Annotated in this window: 10 protein-coding genes; 6 read left to right on the top strand and 4 right to left on the bottom strand. The window is 72.5% G+C overall.

All coding sequences use genetic code 11. The features are described from left to right. Positions 1-39: 39 nt before the first annotated feature. The gene (gene nucS / locus ACJOT3_RS26905) at positions 40-717 is read right to left on the bottom strand and encodes an endonuclease NucS (RefSeq protein WP_406975908.1); all 678 of its coding nucleotides are present in this window, start codon (positions 715-717) and stop codon (positions 40-42) included. A gap of 445 nt (positions 718-1,162) precedes the next feature. Between nucS and ACJOT3_RS26900 the strand changes: the two genes are divergently transcribed. The 3 genes from ACJOT3_RS26900 to ACJOT3_RS26890 all read left to right on the top strand — a co-directional run bounded on the left by ACJOT3_RS26900 (position 1,163) and on the right by ACJOT3_RS26890 (position 3,648). Beyond that, on the top strand, positions 1,163-2,374 hold the full coding sequence (locus ACJOT3_RS26900) for a 3-hydroxyacyl-CoA dehydrogenase (RefSeq protein ID WP_406975907.1): 1,212 nt from the start codon (positions 1,163-1,165) through the stop codon (positions 2,372-2,374). 98 nt (positions 2,375-2,472) lie between these two features. Further along, entirely contained in the window at positions 2,473-2,802 is a 330-nt protein-coding gene (locus ACJOT3_RS26895; protein ID WP_406975906.1) for an Rv1322 family protein, read from the top strand. Between the two features lie 114 nt (positions 2,803-2,916). Beyond that, positions 2,917-3,648, top strand: a complete 732-nt coding sequence (locus tag ACJOT3_RS26890; protein ID WP_406975905.1) for an alpha/beta hydrolase — start codon at positions 2,917-2,919, stop codon at positions 3,646-3,648. A 117-nt stretch (positions 3,649-3,765) separates the two neighbouring features. On the opposite strand, the gene ACJOT3_RS26885 is transcribed toward ACJOT3_RS26890, so the two are convergent. Together ACJOT3_RS26885 and mce are read right to left on the bottom strand one after the other, a co-directional pair. Next, complete coding sequence (locus ACJOT3_RS26885) at positions 3,766-5,052, bottom strand: DivIVA domain-containing protein (RefSeq protein WP_406975904.1); 1,287 nt, start codon at positions 5,050-5,052, stop codon at positions 3,766-3,768. Positions 5,053-5,494: 442 nt separating this feature from the next. Then, on the bottom strand, positions 5,495-5,953 hold the full coding sequence (gene mce / locus ACJOT3_RS26880; protein WP_406975909.1) for a methylmalonyl-CoA epimerase: 459 nt from the start codon (positions 5,951-5,953) through the stop codon (positions 5,495-5,497). Positions 5,954-6,051: 98 nt separating this feature from the next. Between mce and ACJOT3_RS26875 the strand changes: the two genes are divergently transcribed. The 3 genes from ACJOT3_RS26875 (at position 6,052) to meaB (ending at position 9,765) form a co-directional block, all read left to right on the top strand. Beyond that, positions 6,052-7,284, top strand: a complete 1,233-nt coding sequence (locus ACJOT3_RS26875) for an RNA-guided endonuclease InsQ/TnpB family protein (protein WP_406975903.1) — start codon at positions 6,052-6,054, stop codon at positions 7,282-7,284. A gap of 129 nt (positions 7,285-7,413) precedes the next feature. Beyond that, positions 7,414-8,601, top strand: coding sequence for an acetyl-CoA C-acetyltransferase (locus ACJOT3_RS26870; protein WP_406975902.1), 1,188 nt, complete (start codon positions 7,414-7,416; stop codon positions 8,599-8,601). 219 nt (positions 8,602-8,820) lie between these two features. Further along, entirely contained in the window at positions 8,821-9,765 is a 945-nt protein-coding gene (gene meaB / locus ACJOT3_RS26865) for a methylmalonyl Co-A mutase-associated GTPase MeaB (protein WP_406975901.1), read from the top strand. 11 nt (positions 9,766-9,776) lie between these two features. On the opposite strand, the gene ACJOT3_RS26860 is transcribed toward meaB, so the two are convergent. Next, positions 9,777-10,595, bottom strand: coding sequence for an alpha/beta fold hydrolase (locus ACJOT3_RS26860; protein WP_406975900.1), 819 nt, complete (start codon positions 10,593-10,595; stop codon positions 9,777-9,779). Positions 10,596-10,679 lie beyond the last annotated feature (84 nt).

Here is a 10,679-nt window from a genome sequence, read left to right as displayed (position 1 = left end):
ACCGGACCGCCCGGTCGGAGCAGGCGTTGGAGGCGGGCGTCAGAACAGGCGCAGGACGTCCGGCTCGATGCCGCGCAGCTCGTCGTAGTCCAGGACCACGCAGGCGATGCCGCGGTCCTCGGCGAGCACCCGCGCCTGCGGCTTGATCTCCTGGGCGGCGAAGATGCCCTTGACCGGGGCCAGCACGGGATCGCGGTTGAGCAGCTCCAGGTAGCGGGTGAGCTGCTCGACGCCGTCGATGTCGCCGCGCCGCTTCAGCTCCACGGCCACCGTGTGGTTCTGCCCGTCCCGGCACAGGATGTCCACCGGGCCGATGGCGGTCGGGTACTCGCGGCGGATGAGGGTGTAGCCCTCGCCGAGGGTGGTGATGTGCTCGGCCAGCAGCTCCTGGAGGTGGGCCTCCACCCCGTCCTTCTGGAGGCCGGGGTCCTTGCCGAGCTCGTGGGAGGAGTCGTGCAGGACCTCCTCCACGGTCAGGACCAGCTTCTCGCCGGACTTGCCGTGGGTGACGGTCCAGATGTCGGGGCCGTCCTCGACGGCCTCCTCGCGCAGCTTGCACGGGGGGTTCATCCAGTTGAGGGGCTTGAAGGCCCGGTCATCGGCATGGATGGACACACTCCCGTCGGCCTTGATGAGGATGAGCCGCGGGGCCATGGGCAGGTGGGCGGTGAGTCGGCCGACGTAGTCGACGCTGCACCGGGCGATGACGAGACGCACGAAACGTCACGTTACCGTCTCCGCGGTGTGCCCGGTGCGCGAACGCCGGAAGCCGCCGGCGCCCCGCCCCCTGCCGCCTCACCCGTCCCGCCGTCCCGCCCCCTGCCGCCCACACCCGTCCCGCCTTCCCGCCCCGACGACCCTCCGGGACAGGTGGGGCCACCGTCCGGGGAAGGGATGTGTGGCCCTCACGCCCCGTGACCGGGGCGGGGTCGGGCGCCTAACCTCTCCAGAGAACGCGCGGTGCGGGCCGGGGACGGCCCGCCAGGACGGGCCGCGCGGCGACCCGGTCCGGCCGGGAGGGTGATGAGGGGTCGCCGCCCAGGGGATGGGGCGGCGGCCCCGCCGGGCATGTCCCGACATCGTGTCACTCGTGTTACTCGTGAGTACGCGCAAAGGGGTCCCGCGGGCGGCCGGGGTCCGCGGGCCGTCTAGGCTTGGCCTCATGGTGCAGGAATTCAAGAAGGTCGGTGTCGTCGGACTCGGCACGATGGGCGCGGGCATCGCCGAGGTGTTCGCCCGAGCCGGTTTCAACGTCATCGGGGTCGAGATCGACCAGGCCGCCCTCGACCGCGGCCGCGGCCACCTGGACAAGTCCCTCGGGCGCGCCGTCGCCAAGGGCAAGCTCACCGAGGAGGAGCGCTCCGCGATCGAGGAGCGCCTGACGTTCACCACGTCCCGCGAGGACCTGGCGGACGCGGACCTGGTCGTGGAGGCCGTCCCCGAGCGGATGGACCTCAAGCGCGACGTCTTCGGCGACCTGGACCGGATCTGCAAGAGCGAGACGATCCTGGCGACCAACACCTCCTCGCTGTCGGTCACCGAGATCGCGGCCCTGACCGGGCGCCCGGAGAAGGTCGTCGGGCTGCACTTCTTCAACCCGGCCCCCGTCATGAAGCTGGCCGAGGTCATCACCACGGTCTCCACCTCCGCCGAGACCGCCGACGTCGTCACCGAGGTCGCCAAGCGCATCGGCAAGACCCCCATCGTGGTCGGCGACCGCGCCGGGTTCGTCGCCAACGCGCTGCTGGTGCCCTACATCAACGACGCCGTCCGCCTCTACGAGCGCGGGATCGCCACCCGCGAGGAGATCGACGAGTCGGTCAAGAAGGCCGCCGGGCTGCCCATGGGGCCGCTGGCCCTGGCCGACCTGGTCGGCATCGACGTCTGCCTGGCCGTCATGGACGTGCTGTGGGACGAGTACCGGGACCCGCGCTACGCCGCCGCCCCGCTGCTGCGCCGCATGGTCGCCGCCGGCCACTACGGCCGCAAGGCGGGCAGGGGCTTCTTCGCGGGCCGCGACGAGGCCCCCGAGCCGCTGCCCACCGGCCGCTACGCCGAGATGATCCGCGAGGAGGAGACCCTCGACCTGGGCGAGCTCCTCATCGCCCCGCAGATCGACGACGCCCTGCGCATGATCGGCGACGGCTACGCCACCGCCGAGGACGTCGACACCGCGATGCGGTTCGGCTGCGGCTACCCCAAGGGCCCCACCGAGCTGCTCGCCGAGCGCGGCGCCGAGTCCGTGGTCACCACCCTGGTCGCCATGGGCGAGTACGGGCTGACCACCATCGCCGTGCCCGCGCCGCTGCTCATGGACCGGCTGCCCGACTCCCCGGAGGAGGAGGGCCACGGCGGCTGCGCCTGCCACGCCTGACCCCTTCCGGAGACCGCGGAACCCCGGTGGCCGTCGTCACAGGTGCGCACACGTGCACCGCGACGACGGCCACCGCCGTCTTCTCCTACCCTGGATGCGTGAGCCCGCGTCGTAACTCCTCCCGCCGTCAGTCCTCGCGCGGCGGCCGCACCCCCGGCGGCCCCCCGGACGAGGACGCCCTCATGCTGCGGATCACCGGCGGCCAGCGCCGGGAGACCGGACCCGACGGCGAGTGGGTGACACGCCGCATCCCCGGCTCCGCCGCGGTCAAGGCCTACCGCTGCCCCGGCTGCGCCCAGGAGGTCCCCGCCGGCATGCCCCACGTCGTCGCCTGGCGCCCCTACGGCGACGGCGAGGACCGGCGGCACTGGCACTCCTCCTGCTGGGAGCGGCGCTCCCAGCGCGCTCCCCGCGCCCCCCGCTACTGAGGCCCCGCGTTACCGAGCCGCACCGCGCCCCCGCCACCGAGCCGCCCCGCCACCGAGCCGCCCCGCCACCGATACCGAGCCGCACCGCCCCGCCGAGAACCGGACCGAGGAGCCATGGAGATCCGAGCCACCACGGTGCTGCCCGCCGTGAGACGTCCCATCACCCTGCACACCGCCGACGGCCTGGAACTGGTCGGCGAGCTGGCCCTGCCCGAGGGCGGCGACCCGGTCGCGACCCTGGTGTGCCTGCACCCGCTGCCCACCGCCGAGGGCATGATGGACAGCCACGTCCTGCGCAAGGCGTCGTTCCGGCTGCCCGCGTTGGCGAACATCGCGGTGCTGCGCTTCAACACCCGCGGCACCACCTCCCGCCACGGCACCAGCCAGGGCGAGTTCGGCGAGGGCGAGACCGAGCAGCACGACGTGCTCGCCGCCATCGAGTTCACCGAGTTCGAGGGGCTGCCCGAACCGTGGCTGCTGGGCTGGTCGTTCGGCACCGAGCTGGCCCTGAAGTGGGGCGCCGACCCGCAGGTCGTGGGCGCGCTGCTGCTGTCGCCGCCGCTGCACCGGGCCACCGAGGCCGACCTGGAGAACTGGGCCGCCACCGGCAAGCCGGTGGTCGCCCTGGTCCCCGAACACGACGACTACCTGCCCCCGGACGAGGCCCGGGAGCGGTTCAAGCCGCTCACCCAGGCCGAGGTCATCGGCGTTGACGGCGCCAAGCACCTGTGGGTGGGCGAACCGTACGTGCGCCGGGTCCTGGACGAGATCGTCCGGCGGGTCAACCCCGCCGCGTACCCGCTGCCCACCGAGTGGGACGGCCCCTACGAGAAGGACGTCCCGTAGCCGGACCGGTCCTCCCGGCGGCGGGGCCGACCCGCCCGCACACGCACGAGGGCCCGCCTCCCGGAGGAGGCGGGCCCTCTGCCGTGTGTCACCTGCGGTCTCGGGACCGCGGGCCGACTACTCCTGCCACCAGTCCTCGTCGTCGGCGCCCTTGCCGGAACGGGCCGGCTGCTTGGGCTCCTCGGCGGCCGGGGCGGCCTCCGCGATCGCGGGCGCCGGGGCCGGGGCCGCGACGGGCGCGGGGGCCGGGGCGACCGGGGCGGCACCGCCACCGAGCAGCTGGCGCAGCTGCTGCAGGTGCGACTGGATGCTGTCGCGCTGGCGGTTGAGCTCGTCGACCTCCTTCTTGGCGGCCGTCGTGACGCGGTTGGCCTCGGCCTTGGCGTCGCTGACCAGGTGCTCGGCCTTGGACTTGGCCTCGGACTCGATCTGCCCGGCGTTCTTCTTGGCGTTGCCGACCAGCTGCTTGGCGTGGTTCTCCGCGTCGCGGCGGGTCTGCTCGGCCTGCTGGCTCGCCTGCTTGGCGTGGTGGTCGGCGCTGGCCGCCCGCTCCTCCGCCTCGGCGACCATCTTCTGGGTGGCGGCCTGAGCGGCGGCCAGGCGCTCGGCGTCCTGGCGCTCGGCCTCGGCGCGCCGGTCGGCCAGCTGCAGCTCGAACTGGTCCTCCAGCTCGGTGCGGCGGGCCTCGGACTCGGCGTAGGCGCGCTCGGCGTTCTTGCGCAGCTCCTCGGCCTGGCTCTTGGCGGCCTGGATCGTCTCGTCGCGCTCACGCTTGGCGGCGGCACGGGCCTGGGCGCACTCGCGCTCGGTGGTGGTGCGCAGCTTGGCGATCTCGCCCTCGAAGGTCGCCCGCTTCTCGGCGATCTCGTGGTCGACCGCGGCCCGCTTCTTCTGGACCTCGCGCTCGGTGGTGGAGGACAGCTCGTCGGCCCGGCGCCGGGCGCTGGTCGAGATCTCCTCGGCCTCGGCCTCGGCGCTCTGGCGCATCTCGTCGGCCTCGCGCTGGGCGAGGGTGCGCACCTCGGTGGCCTCGGACTCGGCCGCGGCCCGCATCTCGGCGGCCTCGATCTTGGCGGCCGAACGGATGTCGTTGGCGTCGATCTGGGCGCTCTGGACCAGCTCGTTGGCCTGCTCCTCGGCCAGGCGCAGCAGCTCCTCGATCCGCGAGCCCAGGCCGGCGTAGGAGGGGCGCTCGCGCTCCTGGAGCTGGCGGTTCTTCGAGGTGAGCTCGGCCTTGAACTTCTCGGCCTTCTTGTCGGCCGCCTTCACCTCGTTGCGCAGGCCCTCCAGGTAGTCCAGCACCTGGGTACGGTCGAAGCCACGCAACACCACGTCGAATTCGGGCGGGGTGTTGTCCTCGTCGAAGATGTTGTTGAGTTGGGTGTCGATGTTGTTTGACGGCATGTGGCGGAATCCTGAACGGGTGCGAGACGGCTATTTGTGAACGGCCGGGGACCGCGTTGGTGGGCGCTGGTCGGGACCCCGGGGACGGGCGTGCTTTTCCGGTCCGGTCCGGACGCGGGTGAGACCGACGCGGCGGGTCGCGACCGGTTTCTCGACCATCGCCGACGCCATCGGGTGCGCTCCGTGCGGCCCGCCGCTGCGCGGGGGGTGCGGTGGCGCGGGCCGACCCGGTCCAGCCGGATCGCAGGACGTGGACCGGACGAGCCGGAGATTCACATCCGGTGGCCAACCGACTTTATCAAGCCAAGAACCCCTGGGAAGAGGGTTTCGGGTAACTTCCGGTGGGGTTTGCGGTCGCTTCTGCCGGCGGCGCACAAGATGTGATGTGTCCGGAACGCCCCCGTGACGTCGGGGGTCGGAGGAGTCGTCGGGGGCGGTGGTGTCAGTGGGCGCTCTGCACCAGTTCGGTGAGCACGCCCCCGCAGTCCTTGGGGTGCAGGAACACGATCTGCGAGTCCGAGGTGCCCCGCCGCGGGGCGGCGTCCAGGACGCGCACGCCCCGCCCGCCGACCTCCGCCGCGCTGGCGGCCACGTCGCCGGTGCCGAACGCGATGTGGTGCACGCCCTCCCCGTTGCGTTCGAGGAACCTCCCCACCGGGGAGTCCGGCCGGGTCGGCTCCAGCAGTTGCAGATACGTGGCGCCTCCGTCGTCCGTGCCGTTGATCCGGAGCATCGCCTCACGGACCCCCTGCTCCTCGTTGACCTCCTCGTGCTCCACCTCGAACCCGTAGGTGGACCGGTAGAACTCGATCGACGCGTCCAGGTCGCGGCAGGCGATGCCGACGTGGTCCAGACGGGTCAGACCGGAGAAGGGGACGGCGCGATCAGGGGTGTCGTTCATCAGGTTGTCGGGTGTGGAGGCCCGGTCCTCCAGGGCCGGGGGAAACACCCTTCTCCTTCCGGTCGGGTACTCACAAACAAGCTGTTAAAATGTGAAGCATGGCGAGGAAGACTGTGAAGCGGGCGTTCAAGTACCGCTTCTACCCCACGGACGCGCAGGCGGCGGAGCTGTCGCGCACGTTCGGGTGTGTCCGCCTCGTCTACAACAAGGCCCTCGCCGCCCGCACCCGGGCCTGGTACCAGAACCGGGAACGGATCAACTACAACGCTACCTCGGCGATGCTCACCGGCTGGAAGAAGACCGACGAACTCGCCTTCCTGGCCGAGGTGTCCAGCGTTCCGCTCCAGCAGACGCTGCGCCACCTCCAGGGCGCGTTCTCCAACTTTTTTGCTGGACGCGCGCAGTACCCGCGCTTCAAGTCGCGCAAGAAGTCCCGCACCAGCGCGGAGTACACTCCCAGCGCGTTCCGCTACCGCGACGGGCAGCTCACCCTGGCGAAGATGTCCGAGCCCTTGGACATCGTCTGGTCCCGCCCGCTGCCCGAGGGAGCCGAGCCGTCCACGGTGACGGTGTCGCGGGACGCCGCCGGGCGCTGGTTCGTGTCGCTGCTGTGCGAGGACGTGGTCGAATCCTCCCCGGCACCGACTGACGCGGTGGGTATCGACGCCGGGATCACGTCGCTGGTCACCCTGTCCACGGGGGAGAAGGTCACCAACCCTCGGTATGAGCGGGCCGACCGGGCTCGGCTCGCCCGGGCCCAGCGGGCGCTGTCGCGCAAGCAGAAGGGGTCGGCGAACCGGGCCAAAGCGCGGCGCAGGGTGGCGCGGGTGCACGCCCGGATCGCCGACCGGCGCAGGGATTTCCTGCACAAGCTCACCACTCGTCTCGTCCGCGAAAACCAAGTGGTCGTGATCGAGGACCTGACTGTGCGCACCCTGGTCAAGAACCGCACCCTGGCCCGCGCCATCAGCGATGCCGCGTGGTCGGAGCTGCGGTCGATGCTGGAGTACAAGGCGGACTGGTACGGGCGGGAGCTGGTCGTGGTGGACCGGTTCTTCCCTTCCACCCGTTCGTGCTCGGCCCCCGGGTGCGGGTACGTGCACGAGAGGCTGCCGCTGGACGTGCGGGCGTGGACCTGTCCCCGGTGCGGGACGGTGCATGACCGCGATGTGAACGCGGCGAACAACATCAGGGCCGCCGGGCTGGCGGTTGCTGCCTGTGGAGCCGGTGTGAGACCTCAACGGGAGTCCTCCCGGACGGGGCTGTCGGCGTCGAAGCAGGAAGGCCGCGGGGCGACCCGCGACGGGGCGAAAGCCCCGAACCACCGGTAGGTGGTTCCGTGATCCCGGCCGTTCACGACCGGGAAGAAGCCAACGTGTGAACCTCTCGACGGCGGCCAACGGCTGTGTGGGTATCGTTGCAGACCAGGTGCGTCACCGATCACTTGGAGGCCAGTTACCATGCCCGGTTCCGTCATCGTCGGTGGGGCTCGCACCCCCACCGGACGACTCCTCGGCTCCCTCGCCGGGTTCTCCGCCGTCGACCTGGGCGGCTTCGCGATCAAGGGCGCGCTCGACAGCGCCGGGATCACCGGCGACCAGGTCGAGTACGTGGTCATGGGCCAGGTGCTCCAGGCCGGCGCCGGGCAGATCCCGTCCCGCCAGGCCGCGGTCAAGGCCGGGATCCCCATGAACGTCCCCTCGGTCACCATCAACAAGGTGTGCCTGTCGGGCCTGGACGCCATCGCCCTGGCCGACCAGCTCATCGCCGCGGGCGAGTTCGACGTCGTGGTCGCGGGCGGCATGGAGTCCATGACCAACGCCCCGCACCTGCTGCCCAAGTCCCGGCACGGGTACAAGTACGGCTCCATCGAGGTCCTGGACGCCACCGCGCACGACGGCCTCACCGACGCCTTCGAGGGCGACTCCATGGGCGCCTCCACCGAGCGGCACAACGGCAAGCTCGGCATCGGCCGCCAGGAGCAGGACGAGTTCGCCGCCCGGTCGCACCAGCGCGCCGCCGCGGCCGCCGAGAAGGGCCTCTTCGACGCGGAGATCGTCCCGGTGGAGATCCCGCAGCGCAAGGGCGACCCGGTCGTCTTCTCGCACGACGAGGGCGTCCGCCCCGGCACCACCGCCGAGAGCCTGGGCAGGCTGCGCCCGGCCTTCGACCGCGACGGCACCATCACCGCCGGGTCCTCCTCGCAGATCTCCGACGGCGCCGCCGCCGTCGTGGTGATGAGCCGGGCCAAGGCCGAGGAGCTGGGCCTGCCGGTCCTCGCCGAGATCGGCGCGCACGGCAACGTCGCGGGCCCGGACAACTCCCTGCACTCCCAGCCCTCCAACGCCATCCGGCACGCGCTGGGCAAGGCGGGCAAGGAGGTCGCCGACCTCGACCTCATCGAGATCAACGAGGCCTTCGCCGCGGTCGGCCTCCAGTCCATGAAGGACCTGGGCGTGTCCGCCGACATCGTCAACGTCAACGGCGGCGCCATCGCCCTGGGCCACCCGATCGGCGCCTCCGGCGCCCGGATCGCCCTGCACCTGGTCCACGAGCTGCGCCGTCGCGGCGGCGGGCTGGGCGCGGCCGCGCTGTGCGGCGGCGGCGGCCAGGGCGACGCCCTGCTGTTCTCGGTGCCCGCCGAGTAGGACACCGCCGGGGCGGGCGCGCGGCACCGGGAGATCCCCGGACCCGAGCGTGTCGGCCCCTGTGAACCCGAAGTCCCTTGAGGACACTAGTCCTCACCCACCGTGTCATCGGGGCCGACCGGCCCCGCACGGAGTTACGACGCACCTGTCACGGCGGGGCGGCGGTCACGAGCCGCCGCCCCGCCGCCGCACGGACGGCTGTGCACGAAAAGGAGCCGCATGGACACCCCCCGACTGGTCGAGAAGCTGCTCAAGGGCGACCGCCGGGCCCTGGCCCGCGCGATCACCCTGGTGGAGAACGGCTCCCCGGAACTGCGCGAGATCATGGCGGGGCTGGCACCGCACACCGGCCGGGCCCGGATCGTCGGGTTCACCGGGTCTCCCGGCGTGGGCAAGTCCACGACCACCAACGCGGTGGTGCGCGCCGCCCGGGCCCGCGACCTGAGCGTGGCCGTGCTGGCGGTGGACCCCTCGTCCCCGTTCACCGGCGGCGCCCTGCTGGGCGACCGGGTCCGCATGCAGGAGCACGCCACCGACCCGGGCGTGTACATCAGGTCCATGGCCAACCGGGGCCACCTGGGCGGGCTGTCCTGGGCCGCCCCGCACGCCCTGCGGGTGCTGGACGCCGCCGGGTTCGACGTGGTGCTGGTGGAGACCGTGGGCGTGGGCCAGGCCGAGGTGGAGATCGCCGGGCAGGCCGACACCACCGTGGTGCTGTGCGCCCCGGGCATGGGCGACTCGGTGCAGGCCGCCAAGGCGGGCGTGCTGGAGGTCGCCGACGTGTTCGCGGTCAACAAGGCCGACCGGGACGGGGCCAAGTCGACCCTGCGCGAACTGCGCCAGATGGTCGCGATGAAGGACCGCGCCGACGACGAGTGGAAGCCGCCGATCGTCATGATGGTCGCCGTGCGCGACGAGGGCGTGGACGAGCTGTGGGACCGCCTGGACGCGCACTTCGCGCACCTGGAGGCCGCTGGCGGGCTCGCCGAGCGGCGCCGCCGCCGCGCCCGCGAGGAGGTGCAGGCCATCGTGCTGGACCTGCTGCGCTCCCGGATCGGGGTGGGCGACGACGGCGTCCTGGAGTCGGCGGCCCGCGACGTCGCCGAGGGCCGCCGCGACCCCTACGCCGCCGCCGACCTGGTCATCAAGGAGCTGGGCGCCTAGCGTCCCGGCGCTCAGCCCAGGGTCCGCAGCAGGAGCCCGGCGAACCCCTCGGGGTCGTCGACGAACCCGCCGTGCTCGCCGGGGAAGACCACCGGCTCCACCCCGAGCCGTTTGGCCAGCTCGCGGGAGGTCCGGTCGGTGAGCAGCGCCCCCGACTCGACGCCGATCCCCACCACGACCCGGACCGGGCCGGCGCGCAGCGCGTCGACCTCGGGCACGTAGCGGGTGGTGGGCCCCAGCTCGTGGGTGAAGAACCGCGCGCTGTCCGCCAGGTCCTGCTCGCTGAACTCCTGCTCCGGCCCGCCCGGCCCCGGGCCCTCCTCGCCCTCCTCGGGCATCTGGAACCCGGCGTTGGCCATGAACGCCCCGAACGCGGCCATCACCCCGTCCCGGTGGTAGGTCTCGACGATCGCGTCGACGGCCGCGCGCTGCTCGGCCGCGTCGGGGAGCAGCTCCAGCACCGGCGGCTCGTGCGCCACGACGGTGCCGAACCGGCCCGGGTGGCGCGCGGCCGCGGCCAGCGTGGTGACCGCCCCGCCGCTGGAGCCCAGGACGTCGGCCTTCTCCACACCCAGCTCGTCGAGCAGCGCCACCAGGTCGTCGGCGCGCAGCTCCGGGGTGGAGTCCTGCCCGGGGTCGTCCAGGGGGCTGCGGCCGATGCCGCGCGGGTCGTGGGTGACCACCGTCCGGTCGGCGGCCAGGATGTCGGCGACCGCGGCGAACTCGGCCGCGGCCATCGGCGCCCCGGTCAGGACGAGCACCGGACCGCTGCCGCGGACCTCGTAGTACAGGGTGCCGTCGGGGGTCTTGAGGGTGTGCGACTCGGGCATCGTGATTCCTTCCGTGCCTCTTGTTCCAGGTCTCACCGGTACAGACCCGGCGCTCCCACGGAAATCATCGCCCCCGCCGGAACT

It is taken from the genome of Nocardiopsis protaetiae (assembly GCF_045446735.1).
Classification (GTDB): domain Bacteria; phylum Actinomycetota; class Actinomycetes; order Streptosporangiales; family Streptosporangiaceae; genus Nocardiopsis; species Nocardiopsis protaetiae.
The sequence above is the reverse complement of the archived record's forward strand: the minus strand, read 5'-3'. Positions and strand labels throughout refer to the sequence as shown.